The organism is Allokutzneria sp. A3M-2-11 16, assembly GCF_024213555.1.
In the GTDB taxonomy this organism is placed as follows: Bacteria; Actinomycetota; Actinomycetes; order Mycobacteriales; family Pseudonocardiaceae; genus Allokutzneria.
The window spans coordinates 1,709,403-1,724,632 of sequence record NZ_JANAVO010000001.1 but is presented as its reverse complement, the minus strand read 5'-3'; the positions used below and the strand labels follow the sequence as shown (position 1 = coordinate 1,724,632).

The window sequence follows — 15,230 nt, the reverse complement described above, 5'->3', positions numbered from 1 at the left end:
GAGAACTCAGAAAATGGCACTCTCGAACCTCCGACGCGCGGTGATCGGTCTCGTCGTGGCGATCCCGCTCGCGGCGGGCCTGCAGGTCGCGGCGTCCGCGGCCCCGATGGCCCGCACCCTGTACTACGACAACACCCAGGCAGGCGAGTTCGCGAAGGCCTGGGAGGACGCGGCAGTCGTCTGGAACAACAGCGTCAAGAACGTCAAGCTCGCCAAGGGCACCCCGGCCAACTCGTCGATCAAGATCCTGGTCGACAACGGCTGGCCGCGCGCGCAGCCGGGCCGCCTGGGCTCCGGCACCGTCTGGATGGGCCGCACCGCGGTCAACCAGGGCTACCACGTGCCGCGCATCGCCACCCACGAGCTGGGCCACATCCTCGGCCTGCCGGACCGCAAGCCCGGTCCGTGCTCCAGCCTGATGTCCGGCAGCACCGGCGGCGTCGGCTGCAAGAGCGTCGCGCCGAACGCCGCCGAGGCGGCCGAGGTCGACCGCAAGTTCGCCGGCTCCAGGGCCGCGGAAGCCGCCTAGGGCGCACACGTGACGGCGGGATCGGCCCGACTCCGGTCCCGCCGTTTACCCTGCCCGGACGGGGGTTTCGGAACAGTTCACGCGCGTGCGGTCGCCAGCCCGATCGCCTGCTCAGCGACAACAGATCGCTGTCGTTCGATACCGAGTACGTGCAGTGCCGGGTGCACGAGACGCGGCGGCAGCGAAGGGATGTTCGCCAGGTTCGGTGGCGAACCGAGCACCACTGCGTCGTCGTGCAGGACGGCGTCGAGGTAGACGTTGACGTCCAACACGACGAATCGCAGTGGGTCGTTCGTCGCCGTCACTGACCGCGTCGCCTCGCTATCCGCTTCGCGGTGCGCTCGGTGGCCGCCGCGCGTTCTTCGCCGTCGGCTTCGCGCCACGCGGCCTTCGCGTCGGCGTCCGCCTTGGTGGACTCACCGGTCGCGTGACCGGTGCGGAGGGCGGCGGCGAACCCGGCGTCCACGACCGCTGCCGCGGCGGCCCGGGACCGAGCGAGATCGACGACGTCGACGGCCCGGAGCCGGCGGTGGCTGCCGACCTGGATCGCGGTCAGATCCCCCCGGTCGATCAGCCGGTAGACCATCGGCCGGGAGATACCGAGCAGCTCGGCGGCCTGACGCGGACTGATCTGCTCGTCCTCGCCGAAGAGGATGACCTTCTGGCCCCGCGCCCGCGCCTGCAGCAGCAGGAGCCAGATCCTGGCCTCGGCCGCAGACAGCACGTGCTCCGTGCCATCGGCCTCCCGGACGACCAGTTCGACGGCGCTGCCGGCGACGGTCTCGGCCAGGCTCCTGGCGGCGTCCAGTTCGGCAGGGCTGGCCGGCGGGGGCATCTCTTCAAGCATCAGGGTCATCGGGCCATGTGACCCGTGTCACCCTGGGGTCGGCGATGAGTTGTTCCGCCCGGCGCGGTCTCTCCATCACCACGAGTGCAGGAGGACCACGTGACCCAGCTGCTGAAAGTCCAGAACTTCAACGTCTCCGGCGACGGGTTCGGCGCGGGCGAGGGCCAGAGCCTGGAGCGGCCGTTCGGCCACGCCGATCCCGGCACCATGTTCGCGTGGGCCGGCGCCACGGCGAGCTGGCCCAACCGCACCGACCCGGGCGGGAGCCGCGGCCTCGACGACTACCTGACGCGGGACTTCGCCAACAACATCGGTGCGGAGATCATGGGGCGCAACAAGTTCAGCCCGTCGCGCGGCCCGTGGGCGGACCACGAGTGGCGCGGCTGGTGGGGCGACGAGCCGCCGTTCCACACCCCGGTCTTCGTGCTGACCCACCACGAGCGCCCGTCGTTCACGCTCTCCGACACCACGTTCCACTTCGTTGACGGTGAGCCCGTCACCGTCCTCAAGCTGGCGAAGGAGGCGGCCCGTGGCAAGGACGTCCGGCTCGGCGGCGGGGCCGCCACCATCCGGCAGTTCCTCGACGCCGACCTCGTCGACACCCTGCACGTGGCGGTCTCGCCCCAGGTGGAGATCGGCTCCGGATCGCGGCTCTGGGAATCGCCGGAGGAGCTGCTCGACCGGTTCCACCTCGACGTCGTGCCCAGTCCGAGCGGCGTCGTCCACCACCTGTTCTGGCGGAGGTGACGCCCGTACTCGAAGATTGTCCGAATCCACGGACGATCGGGGCAGCTCATGAACTCGCGAAGGCATTCCCTGGCTGTCGTGGCGGTGGCGCTGCTCATGGCGAGCGGCGCGGGCAGCGCGGGCGCGATCGTCAAGGGGCGGGACGCCACGGGGCCGTACCCGTTCATGGCGTCCGCCCAGTTCCCCGCCGCGGGCAAGGATGGCGAGCACTTCTGCGGGGCCGCCCTGATCGCCGCGCGCTGGCTCGTCACCGCTGGGCACTGCGCTCAGGGAATCGTGCCGGGGAAGACGTTCTACCGGATCGGAAGCCTCGACCGCACCAAGGGCGGCAGCTACGTCGGCGTGCGGTCCGCGCACCTCCACCCGGAGTACTCGGCGGGCGAGACCGCCTTGCTGAACGACATCATGCTGGTCGAACTGGTCGAGGCGGTGCCGCTGCGACCGGCGCGGATCGACGGGGCGGTCGGTGTCCCCGGTGCGGGTTACCGGGCGCTCGGCTGGGGAATCACGTGCCAAACGGCCTCGCACACCGCCTGTCCGGGCGTTGAGCGACCGGTGGTCCTGCAAGAGGCGGACTACGCGGCGGCGCCCGACGCGAAGTGCACGGATCTCGCGGCCGGGAAGGAGCTCTGCGCGGCCCCGGTCAAGGCGGGCTCCGGAGTCTGCAACCAGGACTCGGGCGGGCCGCTGGTCCGGCGGGACGTCTTCGGTGACTGGCAGCTCCTCGGGGTCACCTCGCGCCAGGCGAACCAGGTGGTCACCTGCGGCGGCGGTTTCGGGATCTGGACCGCCATCGCGGGCCACCGGGCGTGGATCGAGAAGACCGTCGCGGCGTGAGCCGAAGCCGATCTTGATCGATTTGGTCGGTGTGTGAGGGCCGTTACGGCCTCGCCTCGTAGGATGCAGCGAGACGGCGTTGCCCCGAGCCCGTAAAACGCCCACGAGGAGGACGTTTCAATGCCGATCGCAACCCCCGAGGTCTACGGCGAGATGCTGGACCGGGCCAAGGCGAACGAGTTCGCCTACCCCGCGATCAACGTGACCTCGTCGGAGACCCTGAACGCGGCACTGCGCGGTTTCGCCGAGGCGGAGAGCGACGGCATCGTGCAGATCTCCACGGGCGGAGCGGAGTTCCTGTCCGGGACCAAGGTCAAGGACATGGTCACCGGCGCCGTGGCGCTCGCCGAGTTCGCGCACGTGGTGGCCGAGAAGTACCCGGTCAACATCGCCCTGCACACCGACCACTGCCCCAAGGACAAGCTGGACGGGTTCGTCCGCCCGCTGATCGCGGTCTCCGAGGAGCGGGTGGCCAAGGGCCTCAACCCGCTGTTCCAGTCGCACATGTGGGACGGCTCCGCGGTCCCGCTCGCCGAGAACCTCACGATCGCCACCGAGCTGCTGGACCGCGCCTACAAGGCCAAGATCATTCTTGAGCTGGAGGTCGGCGTGGTCGGCGGCGAGGAGGACGGCGTCGACAACGAGATCAACGACAAGCTCTACACCTCGGCCGAGGACTACCTCAAGACCGTCGAGGCGCTCGGCGCCGGGGAGAACGGCCGCTACCTGCTGGCCGCCACCTTCGGCAACGTGCACGGCGTGTACAAGCCGGGCAACGTGAAGCTCCGCCCGGAGATCCTCAAGCAGGGTCAGGACGTCGTCGCGGAGAAGCTGGGCCTGCCCGCCGGGTCCAAGCCCTTCGACCTCGTCTTCCATGGCGGCTCCGGCTCGCTGCTGGAGGAGATCCACGAGGCGGTGTCCTACGGCGTCATCAAGATGAACATCGACACCGACACCCAGTACGCCTTCACCCGGCCGATCGCGGCGCACATGTTCAGCAACTACGACGGTGTGCTGAAGATCGACGGCGAGGTCGGCAACAAGAAGGTCTACGACCCGCGCAGCTACCTCAAGGCCGCCGAGCAGGGCATGGCCGCCCGCATCGCGCACGCCTGCGAGAACCTGAAGTCCGCAGGCCGCATGATCGCGGGCTGACCCGCACCCCGCACCGCCGAACGGCCCGGTACCCCCCGTTGGTGCCGGGCCGTTGTGTACCCAATGCGGCATTGGTTACGTCTGACGAAACAAATGCCACATTGGGTACGCAAGCGCTGGGGTGGGCGGGTGGCACGATGGGGGAATGAGCTTGCACGGCAACCTTCTCGGTCCCGACCCCACCACGCTGCCGGAGCTTCCGGTGCCCAAGGCCGCCATCGACAGCGGCACCGACCCGGCGCAGGTCGCCCGCGAGCACCCGTACTTCAGCGCCGCGTGGGCCGCGCTCGCCGAGCGCTCGCTGGACGCCGGTGACCCGGTCGCCGCCTACGCCTACGCGCGCACCGGCTACCACCGCGGGCTGGACCAGCTCCGCCGCGCGGGCTGGAAGGGCTTCGGCCCGGTGCCGTGGGAGCACGGCCCGAACCAGGGCTTCCTGCGCGCGCTGGCCGCGCTCGCGCGCGCCGCCGGGGAGATCGGCGAGACGGAGGAGTACGACCGCTGCCGCCAGTTCCTCACCGACAGCGACCCCAAGGCACCGGCCGCGCTCGGGCTGGCCTGAGTCGGGTGGGCGGCGCCAACGACTACGTCTTCCAGACCCGCTGGGTGGTTCCCGACAGCACCGTCACCGAGGTCCGCGAGGTGCTCGGCGACCCCCGCGAGCTGCCGAGGTGGTGGCCCGCGGTCTACCGCGAGGTGGTGCTCGTCGAGCCCGGGGACGACAACGGCATCGGCGCCGCCTTCGACCTCCACACCAACGGCTGGCTGCCGTACACGCTGCGCTGGCGGCTGACGGTCGCCGAGCACGATGAGCAAGGTTCGGCCTTCACCGGCCGCGGTGACCTGACCGGCCGCGGCGAGTGGCACTACCAGCAGCGGGACTCCGACGTGCTCGTCGTCTTCGACTGGATCGTGCGGGCGGACCGGGCGTTGCTGCGGCACGGTTCCGTGCTCTTCAAGCCGGCGTTGGCTGCCAACCACGACTGGGCGATGCGGATGGGCGAGCGCAGTCTGCTGCTGGAGCTGGACCGCCGTCGCGCGCGGGCGGTGCCCGCCCCGCCGACCGCCCCGCGCTGGCCGCTGATCGGTGCCGGTGTGGCGCTTGTCCTGGGCATTGCTGTGGCCCTTTCGCGTTCGAGAAGACAGCATTAGCCCGTGCATCGGGTGTGGTCGGAACTGGAACGCAGGCTGAAGCGGTGGCAGCGCACGGCGATCCCGATCGTGCAGTGCTCGCTGGCCGCGGGCATCGCCTGGCTGGTCGCGTTCTACGTCTTCGGCCATCCCCGGCCGTTCTTCGCGCCGATCGCCGCGGTGATCTGCCTCGGGGTCTCCCTGGGCCAGCGCCTGCGCCGCGTCGGCGAACTCGTGGTCGGCGTCAGCGTCGGCATCGGCGTCGGTGACCTGCTGATCTCGCTGATCGGCTCGGGCCCGTGGCAGATCACCCTGGTCGTCGCGCTGGCCATGTCCGCGGCCGTGCTGCTGGACAGCGGCGCGGTGATCGCGTTGCAGGCGGGGTCCTCCGCGGTGCTGGTCGCCACGCTCCTGCCGCCGGGGGACACCGGCGGTCTCGACCGCATGGTGGACGCGCTCATCGGTGGGGTCGTCGGGCTCCTCGTCGCGGGGTTGCTGCCCGCGAACCCCCTGACCGTGGCGCACCGCCAGGGCAAGGTGGTGCTCGACGAGCTGGAGCGGGCCCTGCGCGGAGTCGCCGCCGCCGTGCGCGGGCACGACGCCGCGAAGTGCGCCGATGTGCTCGCGAAGGCCAGGGAGAGCCACAAGGCCGTCGAGGACCTGCGGACCGGACTGGCAGCCGGGGCGGAGATCGCCAAGATCGCACCGATACGCTGGCGCCGCCGCGGCGATCTTGAGCGGTACAAGACGGCGGCGACCGCCGTGGACCACGCGCTGCGCAACACCAGGGTGCTGGTGCGGCGGGCGCTCGCGGCACTGCGGGACGACGAGCCGATGCCGGGCGGGGTCGCGGACGTGCTCGACCGGCTCGCCGACGCGGTGCGCACCCTGCAGGCCGATCTGGCCGAGGGGCGGGAACCGGTGAAGGCCAGGGAGGAGATCTACGTTGCGGCACGCGGCGCGACGCTGGCCCTCATCGGTGAGGGCGGGTTCTCCTCGCGCGTCGTGCTCGCCCAGCTCCGCTCGATCGCGGTGGACCTGCTGCTGGCGACGGGGATCAAGCGCAACGACGCGCTCGCCGCGCTGCCCCCGCTCAGCCAGAAGCGCCAGCCACCGTCCACTGTGGAGTGATTCGTCAGCCGGTCTCGATCGGCGCCCGGTGCAGGACGTTGCGCAGCACGGTGTGCACGGTCTCGTGGTCCCGCTCGTCGTAGAGCTTGCAGTCCGCGCCGGTGAGGCCGTACCACTCCAGCGCGCCGTCGTAGCGGACCTCCGAGGTCAGTGCGCCGTCCCCGTCGTAGCGGGTGCGCAGCTCCAGGTCGCCGGTGATCACCCCGACCTCGTCGGTCATGACCCCGCCGGGCAGCGCGGTGAACTTCGACGTCAGTTCGCTCATACCGGATGTCCTTGTCGTCTCAAGGGGATGCGCGGACGGTACCGGGAGTGGTATCACGGCGCAGGACGGAACCGGCTTGGCCCGCGACGGGGGAGGTTGGTGTGACCCGGCACAACTGGCTTCCCGCGCGTCCCGGTCACGTCGTCGTGCTCACCGGGTTCCCCCGTTGGTGGATGTGGAACCCCGCCGCCGACCTCAACGCGGTACGCCGTTTGGCCCAGCGCAAGCGAATCCAGTCCGTGTTCGGCAACTTCGGCAGGATCGGAGCGGGGTTCGGCTTGCCCGCGGTGACCGTGCTTCTGGTGCTGGGCATGAACTTCAGCAACGTGCTCCTGGTCGCCCTGTTGCTGGGGGTCCTCATCGTGGCGCTGGCCGGCGGGTACCTCGCCGTGGGGTCGATCCGCGTTCGCGTTTCCGGTGGGGCGCACGCCGAGGTCGAGCAGCTCATGGTCGGCGTCGCCGACGAGGAGGACGTCATCGCCTGGGTGCACTTCGAGGGGTACCCGGACGACAACAACCTCGCCCGCTCGCTGTGCGAACCGCTCACCAGCATCCAGCGCAGCGGCATCGCCGAGCTGGACTTCGTCGACCGCGCGGCGCTGGCCGCGCTGGAGCGGCGGGTCTGGGAGACGCTGGTCGAGCTGCGGGACCAGTTGGTGCTGCGCTCCGACCTGGGCGAGGCGCGCGGGCGCCCCGCGTTCGCCGGGATCGCCGCGGAGATGCAGTACGAGGTGGAGCGGCTGAACTCCGTGGTGCACAACCTCTTCCGCGGTCTGGTCACCTTCGACATCGCGATCCGGCAGTTCGAGTGCGAACGCGCGCGCGACGCCGAGGTGACGCGAACCCTTTTCCAGGGCAACGAGATCGAGGCGCCATCGCGTCTTCCGGAGCGCCTGCTCGCGATGCAGGACGCGCTGCGCCGGGCCATCAACAGCTGAACTGTCCTAAGAGGACGCTCGTGCGTCCTCTTAGGACGGACGAGGTCAGCAGCCGCCGAGCATGCTCGTCAGCGCGGACTTCTCGGCCTGGGTGATCGTCAGGCCCCACTTGGCCTTCGACCGGGTCCACATCTTCGCGTAGGTGCACCAGTAGCCCTGGACCGGCGGCTTCCAGGCGTCGGGAGTCTTGTCGCCCTTGTTCTGGTTCACCGAGTCCTTCACCGCGATCAGCTGCGGGTTGGCCAGGTCGTTGGCGAACTGCGTGCGCCGCTCCTTGGTCCACGCCTTCGCCCCGGACCGCCAGGCGGCGGCGAGCGGGATGACGTGGTCGATGTCGACGTCCGACGCGGCGGTGTAGGTCTTTCCGTCGTACGGGCTGAACCAGCTGCCGGAGACGGCGGCGCAGGAGGCGTTGGTCTGCACGTTCGTACCGTCGCGCTTGAGCACGGTCTCACGGGTGTTGCACTCGCCGGAAACCGTTCCCCAGTGCGGGAACTCCTCCCTGGAGTAGCCGGTCATCGGGCCCTCCGGGGCCACGCGCAACGCGGCGAGCTCGGACTTCGCGGTGCCGGTGTCGGGGATTCCCGGCGGGGTGGCGGACGCCGATCCGGTCACGCCGATCGAGACGGCTCCGGCGAGCAGCGTTGCGGGCAACAGGGTCTTGAGCACACGGGCGGTGGCGGACACTCGGGCCTCCGGCAGGTCGTTGGCCTGGTTGCAAGGTCAACTAGACCATCACCCGCTGGAGTGAGGGAAGCAACACATTCGAGTTACCTCAGTACGAACAGATCAGCAATTCCCTCCGAAGGTCGGGAAAGCTGGGGCCCTCAATCGAGACCTCGAATGAGCCGTAGATCCTCGGTGTGCCGGTACCAGATCCACTTGTCGAGCTGGCGTTCGTGCGCCACGCCGTCCTTCCGGACCAGGGTCGGCAGGCACCCGATCTGCACGGCCCGGCCGGTCGTGACGGCCCGGCGGCTGCCGAACAGCCCACGCCGGACGACGGTGACCTCCAGGCCGAGCCCGGGGTGCGGGGTGACCTCGAAACTGCTCGCCTGGCCGCGCAGCACCTGGGTGTCGTCGCAGTAGGCCACGCCGCGCACCGGACCGATCCGTCCCCGGCCGACCAGCACCCCGCCGACGTCGTCGCGCACCAGCGGGACCTTGTCCACCTCGCCGCGCAGGGCGCGGCGCAGTGCGGTCGCTGGATCGGTCGGCAGCCCCCACAGTTCCGCCACACCGGAATTCCGGTCAGAGGTGACGTAACCGACAGCGACCTCCGGGAGTCGCTCGGTGCGCAGCAGCCGCAATGCCACCGCGGCAAGGTCGGCGTCGGTCCCGCAGACGACCAAGCGCCGGTCGCCGAGGGTTTCCAGCAGCGGATCGACCTCGGCCTTGCCCGGCCGTTCGCCGATGCGGTGCGTCTCGACCCCCTCACCCTCGGTGATCTCCGCGTTTCCGCAGCACAGCGCTAGTGCGTCCACAGTCGACTCCTGGTCTACCCTCAACTACCGGCATCCGCCCTCGTCGCTCAGCCGGACCTCTTTGGAGTATTCACATGCCTGCCATCGTCCTGATCGGCGCCCAGTGGGGCGACGAAGGCAAGGGCAAGGCCACCGACCTGCTCGGGGAGCAGGTGCAGTGGGTCGTTCGCTACCAGGGCGGCAACAACGCCGGCCACACCGTGGTTCTTCCCGACGGGCAGGACTTCGCCCTGCACCTGATCCCCTCGGGCATCCTCACCCCCGGTGTCACCAACGTGATCGGCAACGGCGTCGTCGTCGACCCGGGTGTGCTCCTGGAGGAGCTGTCCGGCCTGGAGGAGCGCGGGGTGGACACCTCCCGCCTGCTGCTCTCCGCCGACGCGCACCTGATCATGCCGTACCACGTGGCCATCGATAAGGTCACCGAGCGCTACCTCGGCAAGGCCAAGATCGGCACCACCGGCCGCGGCATCGGCCCCTGCTACCAGGACAAGATCGCCCGCGTCGGCGTCCGGGTGCAGGACCTGCTGGACGAGAAGATCCTCCGGCAGAAGGTCGAGGCCGCGCTGGAGTTCAAGAACCAGGTGCTGGTCAAGGTCTACAACCGCCGCGCGCTCGACGCGAACCAGGTCGTGGACACCGTGCTGGAGCACGCGTCCCGGTTCTCGCACCGCATCGCCGACACCCGGCTGCTGCTCAACCAGGCGCTGGAGCGCGGCGACACCGTGCTGCTGGAGGGTTCGCAGGGCACGCTGCTCGACGTCGACCACGGCACCTACCCGTTCGTCACGTCGTCCAACCCGACCTCCGGCGGCGCCGCGGTCGGCTCCGGCATCGGCCCGAACCGGATCACCACGGTGATCGGCATCCTCAAGGCCTACACCACCCGCGTCGGCTCCGGCCCGTTCCCGACCGAGCTCAACGACCAGTGGGGCGAGCTGCTGCGCAAGAAGGGCGGCGAGGTCGGCGTCACCACCGGCCGCGCCCGCCGCACCGGCTGGTTCGACGCCGTGATCGCCCGCTACGCCGCGCGCGTCAACGGCATCACCGACTACTTCCTGACCAAGCTGGACGTGCTCTCCGGCCTGGACCGGGTGCCGGTGTGCGTCGGCTACGAGGTGGACGGCGTCCGCCACGACGACATGCCGATGACGCAGACCGACGTGCACCACGCCAAGCCGGTCTACGAGGAGCTGCCGGGGTGGTGGGAGGACATCAGCCACTGCCGCACCTTCGAGGAGCTGCCCGCCAACGCGCAGGCGTACGTGCTGCGCCTGGAGGAGCTCTCCGGCGCGCGGATGTCCGCGATCGGCGTCGGCCCCGGGCGGGACCAGACGATCGTCCGCCACCCGCTGACGTAATCCCGTTCCGCACCAAGGGGCACTCCGCCGCGCGCGGGGTGCCCCTTGGTCCGTTTGCCGTAACTGTGCGCCGTCAATCAAACCCCGGTGGCCCTGTCCGTGCACGCTCGGTGACCGCACAATCGTTGTGGGCCGCGAAAACGAGCCGCACGAAAGCGTCGACCGGGGGGTTCGATGTCTGCGAGGAAGTCGGGGCGGCCGGAGCGCCCCATAAGCGATCCGGAGTCACCGGCGGGCAGATTGGCCGGCCAGCTCAGGAATCTCCGCAGCAGCAAGGGGAATCCCACCTACCGCGATATGGCCGACCGGGTCTACTTCTCCGCGGGGACCCTGTCGGCGGCGGCGCGGGGAGACCACTTCCCGACCCGCGCGGTGGTGATGGCCTTCGCGGAGGCGTGCGGCGCCGATCCCGCGGAGTGGGCGAGGCGGTGGTACGAGGTGCAAAGACCGCCCCGGCCGGCAACTCCCCCACCCCGCTGGCCCCCGTCGGTAGCACCCCCGTGGCCCGGCTAGCGGTTGAGGAACTCGGCGCGCGCGGCCACGGCGGTGTCCGGGTTGTCGGAGAACAGGCCGTCGACGCCCTGCTTGAAGAACAACGCGTACTCGTCGAAGGCGCGGCCGTACTGCGCCGGATCGGTGGAGCTGCGGAAGTCCGCGGGCAGGAAGCTGTTCTCGTTGCGGAAGGTGAACGGGTGCACCTTCAGCTTCACCGCGTGCGCGTCCTTGACCAGGGTGGTCGGCTGCTTCAGGAAACCGTTGGCGTCGCGCGGGATGATGCGGTCCTTGGCCGGGCCGATGCCCGCGGCGTAGCCCGCGATCTCCCGCAGCCCGGCGGGCTTGACCAGGTCGTCGTAGGTGCGCGGGTCACCGGAGGCGACGAAGTCGGCGGGGGCGCCGGAGGAGTCGATCAGCTGGATCAGCGGCACCCGAAGCTCGCGCTTGAGCGCCTTGAGGTTGCCGACCTCGAAGGACTGCACGAAGACCTTGGCGCGCGGGGTGTTCAACCCGTTGCGGGTGAGCGTGCGGACCAGCGCGGGCTCCAGCGGCAGCTTGATCGAGTTGAAGTACGTGGGGTGCTTGGTCTCCGGGTACACGCCGATGTCGCGGCGCAGCTCGCGGGAGAGCCGGGCGCGCAGGTCGAGCACCTCCTGGAACGTCGGCACCTGGTAGCGGCCGTCGTAGAGGGTGTTGCGCGGCCGGATCTGCGGGATGCGCTCCTTGGCCCGCAGCGTCTTCAGCTCCGCCAGCGTCAGGTCCTCGGTGAACCAGCCGGTGAGCGAGGTCCCGTCGATGACCTTGGTGCGCTTGCGGTCGGCGAACTCCGGGCGGGTGGAGATGTCGGTGGTGCCACCGATCTCGTTCTCGTGCCGCGCGACCAGCACGCCGTCCTTGGTGGAGACGAGGTCCGGCTCGATGTAGTCGGCGCCCATCCGCGCGGCCAGCTCGTAGGCGGCCAGCGTGTGCTCCGGGCGGTAGCCGGAGGCGCCGCGGTGGCCGAGCACGAGGGGCCCGGCGTCGCGGTGCGCGGAGAGCTCCTGCGCGGTGTCGGGTGCGGCGGAGGCGGGCACCCCGACCACGCCGAGCACGGCGACTGCGGAGACGGCGAGCCCGGCGATCCGGGACGTCCGCGAGCGGCGAGACATCGTGGGAGACCTCCCCTGTAGTGGTGTTCGTCGAGCCAAACGCGCTGCGGCGTCGGTGGTGCCACCGTAGGGCTACGAGCTGGCAACAACGCGGTAAATGTGCCGTGGAGTATTGCCATCCACAACGCAGGATGGTCCTCTCTGTGAGCCGCACCACGCTGGAGGTGGCCGTTGGCCGGTCCGACGGTCGATGAGCTGGTTGCCGACTACGACGAGGAACGCCCCGCCCGCCGTCTCACCGGGCGCTGGGAGTTCGGCGTCGGTCTCGCCGCGTTCGCCGTCGCGCTGCTCGTGCTCAAACAGGTGTTCTTCCCGTTCAGCAAGGGCGGGCAGTACTACCTGATCATTTTCCTGGCGCTGGTGCTGCCCCTTGTTTTCCTGGTCTACCGTCCAGGGTTGTCCCGCTCGCAACGACGCGAGCGGGACAATCCGCCGGTATACGACTGGGTGCTGGCCGCGGTGGCGTTGCTGGTGGGGCTCTACCCGGTACTGGGCGGGTTCGACGCGTTCCTCGACCGCCAGGGCTCTCTGTCCACAATGGACATCCTGTGCGGCGCCGTACTGCTGGTGCTCGTCCTGGAGGCGTGCAGGCGCACCACCGGGCTCGTCCTCCCGCTGGTCTGCGTCGCCTTCCTGGCCTACGCCTACTACGGCGGATTCCTGCCGCCCGGTTGGACGATCGCGCACGCGGGCATCGACTTCAGCCAGATCATCAACGCGCTCTACAACGACGCCAGCGGTTTCTACGGCACCCCGCTGGACGTGGCGGCCACCTACATCGTGCTGTTCACCATCTACGGCGCGATGCTGGAGACCTCCGGCGCGGGCAAGTTCTTCGTGGACATCAGCTTCGCCACGTTCCGGAAGTCGGCGACGGCGCCCGGCCGCACCACCGCGCTCTCCGGTTTCCTGCTCGGCACCGTCTCCGGCTCTGGCACCGCCACCACCGTCAGCCTCGGCGCGGTGACCTGGCCGATCCTCCAGCGCGCCGGCTACCCGAAGGAACAGGCGGGCGGGCTGCTCGCGGCCTCGGGCATCGGCGCGATCCTGTCCCCGCCGACCCTCGGCGCCGCGGCGTTCATCATCGCCGAGTACCTCCAGGTCACCTACTTCGAAGTGCTGCTGTGGGCGTTGCTGCCGACGGTGCTCTACTACCTCGGGATCGTGCTCGCGGTGCAGGCCGACGCCAAGCGCTTCGGCGCCCGCGAGATCGACATAGACACCCCGAGCCCCTGGCAGGTGCTCAAGCGCGGCGGCTACCACTTCGCCTCGCTGGCGATCATCGTGGTGTTCCTGGCCCTGGACATCCCGCCGTTCGCGGCGGTGGTCTACGCGACCGGGCTGGCCGCGCTCTTCGCGCTGGCGAGCAAGCTCCTCGCCGGTGGGTCCATTGTGGACTGGTTGGGCGAGGTCGCGATCGCGCTCTCCAGGGGCGTTCGCGGCGCGCTGCCGGTCGTCGCGGTCTGCGCGGCGGCGGGCGTGATCACCTCGACGATCACCAAGACCGGACTCGGCCAGGTGCTGTCCTCGGCGCTGGTCGACCTCGCGGGCGCGCTGGCCACCGACGCCACGGTGGTGCTGCTGCTGACCGTGCTGTTCTCGGCCGTCGCGGTCGGGGTTCTCGGCCTCGCGGTCCCGGTGACCGCCTCGTTCATCATCGCGTGGGTGGTGCTCGGCCCGGCCATGGCCACGCTCGGCGTCGAAGCGCCCGAGCGCGCGATGTTCCTGTTCTACTACGCGGTTCTGTCCGAGGTGACCCCGCCCACCGCGCTCGCGGCGGTGGCGGCCGCGGCGATCACCGGTGGCGCGGTGATGCGCACGATGTGGCAGACGTGGAAGTACACGCTGCCCGCGTTCCTCGTGCCCATCGCGTTCGTGCTGACCGACAACGGCGCGGCTTTGTTGCTGCAGAAGCCTTTCCTGGACACCGTGTGGGTGTTCGCCGTGTCCGCGCTGGGAGTCGCCGCGCTGTCGGTGACCACCGGCGGGTGGCTGCTCGGCCCGGCCGGGTGGCCGGAGCGGGTGCTCTGCGCGATCGCCGCGCTGATGTTGCTCTACCTCCAGCCGGTGGTGGTCGTCATCGGGCTCGCGGTCCTGGCCGCGGCCGTGGTGGTGCACCTGATCACTCGGCGTCGAAGCAAGGGAGTTGAGATCGATGCGTAAGACCCTGGCAGCGCTCGTCGCGGTGGCATTGGTGGCGACCGGATGCGGCGGCAAACGCGTCGACACCAACGCGGGCGGCGCGAGCGGCGCGAGCTGTGAGGCCGGGGAGGGCAGGCTGACCATCGCCACCGGCAACGCGGGCGGCGTGTACTACGTGGTCGGCGGCGGCCTCGCGCAGCTGGTCAGCGGCAACACCAAGCTCCGCGCGACTGCGGCGGAGACTGGGGCTTCGGTGCAGAACGTGCAGCAGCTCGTCGCCGGTGACTACGACATCGCGTTCTCCCTCGCCGACACGGCGGCGGACGCGGTGGCGGGCAAGGACTCCTTCGCGGGCAAACCGCAGAAGATCCAGGCGCTGTCCCGGATCTACCCGAACTACACGCAGGTCGTGGTGCGCGCAGACTCCGGCATCAACTCGATCGCGGACATGCGCGGCAAGCGGATCTCCACCGGCTCGCCGAAGTCCGGCACCGAGCTGATCGCCAACCGGCTGCTCCAGGCGGCGGGCCTCGACCCGGCCAAGGACGTGCAGGCGCAGCGGCTGGACCTGAACAAGACCATCGACGGGATGAAGGACGGCACCCTCGACGGGCTGGTGTGGTCCGGCGGCCTGCCCACCGCGCAGCTGACCGACCTGACCACGTCGCTGCGCGAGCGCGTGCGGTTCCTGGACATCACGCCGCTGCTGGAGCCGTTGAAGAAGATCAACCCGGTCTACGACGCGGGCAGCATCCCCGCGGCCACCTACAAGCTGGCCAAGGACGTCCCGACCATCGTGGTCCCGAACCTGTTGCTGGTGCGGGAGGACTTCCCCGCCGCCAACGCCTGCGCGATCACCAAGCTGCTCTTCGAGAAGCGCGCCGAACTGGAGAAGGTGCACCCGGCCGCCAAGGACATCCTCCGCGACAAGGCCACCGCCACCGCTCCGGTGCAGCTCCACCCAGGCGCGCAGAAGGCCCTCACCAGCTAAACTCTCCCCCATGCTGGCCGTCCACGCCC

18 protein-coding genes are annotated in these 15,230 nt (G+C 70.1%); 12 read left to right on the top strand and 6 right to left on the bottom strand.

The window, feature by feature from the left end; translation table 11 throughout:
• Positions 1-13: 13 nt before the first annotated feature.
• Positions 14-529, top strand: coding sequence for a snapalysin family zinc-dependent metalloprotease (locus tag NLX83_RS08695; RefSeq protein ID WP_254234316.1), 516 nt, complete (start codon positions 14-16; stop codon positions 527-529).
• A gap of 77 nt (positions 530-606) precedes the next feature.
• Here the strand turns inward: NLX83_RS08695 and NLX83_RS08690 are convergent, their stop codons facing one another.
• A complete protein-coding gene (locus NLX83_RS08690) occupies positions 607-834 on the bottom strand; it encodes a hypothetical protein (protein WP_254234315.1) in 228 nt (75 codons plus the stop codon).
• The gene (locus NLX83_RS08685; protein ID WP_254234314.1) at positions 831-1,385 is read right to left on the bottom strand and encodes an excisionase family DNA-binding protein; all 555 of its coding nucleotides are present in this window, start codon (positions 1,383-1,385) and stop codon (positions 831-833) included. Before NLX83_RS08685 ends, NLX83_RS08690 begins: the two co-directional genes overlap by 4 nt.
• Before the next feature lie 90 nt (positions 1,386-1,475).
• Between NLX83_RS08685 and NLX83_RS08680 the strand changes: the two genes are divergently transcribed.
• From NLX83_RS08680 to NLX83_RS08655, 6 genes are all read left to right on the top strand, one after another.
• A complete protein-coding gene (locus tag NLX83_RS08680; protein ID WP_254234313.1) occupies positions 1,476-2,123 on the top strand; it encodes a dihydrofolate reductase family protein in 648 nt (215 codons plus the stop codon).
• Between the two features lie 48 nt (positions 2,124-2,171).
• On the top strand, positions 2,172-2,960 hold the full coding sequence (locus tag NLX83_RS08675) for a S1 family peptidase (protein WP_254234312.1): 789 nt from the start codon (positions 2,172-2,174) through the stop codon (positions 2,958-2,960).
• 120 nt (positions 2,961-3,080) lie between these two features.
• Positions 3,081-4,115 carry a class II fructose-bisphosphate aldolase gene (gene fbaA, locus NLX83_RS08670; RefSeq protein ID WP_254234311.1) on the top strand — a complete coding sequence of 345 codons (1,035 nt, stop codon included), beginning with the start codon at positions 3,081-3,083 and terminating at the stop codon, positions 4,113-4,115.
• 145 nt (positions 4,116-4,260) lie between these two features.
• The gene (locus tag NLX83_RS08665) at positions 4,261-4,677 is read left to right on the top strand and encodes a DUF3151 domain-containing protein (RefSeq protein ID WP_254234310.1); all 417 of its coding nucleotides are present in this window, start codon (positions 4,261-4,263) and stop codon (positions 4,675-4,677) included.
• Positions 4,678-4,682: 5 nt separating this feature from the next.
• A complete protein-coding gene (locus NLX83_RS08660; protein ID WP_254234309.1) occupies positions 4,683-5,267 on the top strand; it encodes a hypothetical protein in 585 nt (194 codons plus the stop codon).
• A 3-nt stretch (positions 5,268-5,270) separates the two neighbouring features.
• Positions 5,271-6,377: an FUSC family protein gene (locus NLX83_RS08655; protein WP_254234308.1), complete on the top strand. Its 1,107-nt coding sequence runs from the start codon at positions 5,271-5,273 to the stop codon at positions 6,375-6,377.
• A gap of 4 nt (positions 6,378-6,381) precedes the next feature.
• Here the strand turns inward: NLX83_RS08655 and NLX83_RS08650 are convergent, their stop codons facing one another.
• Positions 6,382-6,642: a hypothetical protein gene (locus tag NLX83_RS08650; protein WP_254234307.1), complete on the bottom strand. Its 261-nt coding sequence runs from the start codon at positions 6,640-6,642 to the stop codon at positions 6,382-6,384.
• A 101-nt stretch (positions 6,643-6,743) separates the two neighbouring features.
• Here NLX83_RS08650 and NLX83_RS08645 point away from each other — a divergent pair, with 101 nt between their 5' ends.
• Positions 6,744-7,580 (top strand): hypothetical protein, encoded by an 837-nt coding sequence (locus NLX83_RS08645; protein ID WP_254234306.1) that lies wholly within the window; start codon positions 6,744-6,746, stop codon positions 7,578-7,580.
• Between the two features lie 45 nt (positions 7,581-7,625).
• Here the strand turns inward: NLX83_RS08645 and NLX83_RS08640 are convergent, their stop codons facing one another.
• Positions 7,626-8,222 (bottom strand): HNH endonuclease family protein, encoded by a 597-nt coding sequence (locus NLX83_RS08640; protein ID WP_374118760.1) that lies wholly within the window; start codon positions 8,220-8,222, stop codon positions 7,626-7,628.
• Positions 8,223-8,407: 185 nt separating this feature from the next.
• Positions 8,408-9,064 (bottom strand): hypothetical protein, encoded by a 657-nt coding sequence (locus NLX83_RS08635; RefSeq protein ID WP_254234304.1) that lies wholly within the window; start codon positions 9,062-9,064, stop codon positions 8,408-8,410.
• 74 nt (positions 9,065-9,138) lie between these two features.
• Between NLX83_RS08635 and NLX83_RS08630 the strand changes: the two genes are divergently transcribed.
• On the top strand, positions 9,139-10,425 hold the full coding sequence (locus tag NLX83_RS08630; RefSeq protein ID WP_254234303.1) for an adenylosuccinate synthase: 1,287 nt from the start codon (positions 9,139-9,141) through the stop codon (positions 10,423-10,425).
• A gap of 174 nt (positions 10,426-10,599) precedes the next feature.
• The gene (locus NLX83_RS42225) at positions 10,600-10,938 is read left to right on the top strand and encodes a helix-turn-helix domain-containing protein (protein WP_374118696.1); all 339 of its coding nucleotides are present in this window, start codon (positions 10,600-10,602) and stop codon (positions 10,936-10,938) included.
• Here NLX83_RS42225 and NLX83_RS08625 read toward each other — a convergent pair.
• The gene (locus NLX83_RS08625; protein WP_254234302.1) at positions 10,935-12,068 is read right to left on the bottom strand and encodes a glycerophosphodiester phosphodiesterase; all 1,134 of its coding nucleotides are present in this window, start codon (positions 12,066-12,068) and stop codon (positions 10,935-10,937) included. The genes NLX83_RS42225 and NLX83_RS08625 overlap by 4 nt on opposite strands.
• 171 nt (positions 12,069-12,239) lie before the next feature.
• On the opposite strand from NLX83_RS08625, the gene NLX83_RS08620 reads away from it, so the two are divergent.
• On the top strand, positions 12,240-14,231 hold the full coding sequence (locus NLX83_RS08620; protein WP_254234301.1) for a TRAP transporter permease: 1,992 nt from the start codon (positions 12,240-12,242) through the stop codon (positions 14,229-14,231).
• Positions 14,224-15,201, top strand: a complete 978-nt coding sequence (locus NLX83_RS08615) for a TAXI family TRAP transporter solute-binding subunit (RefSeq protein ID WP_254234300.1) — start codon at positions 14,224-14,226, stop codon at positions 15,199-15,201. The genes NLX83_RS08620 and NLX83_RS08615 overlap by 8 nt, the downstream gene beginning before the upstream one ends.
• Positions 15,202-15,230: the final 29 nt, after the last annotated feature.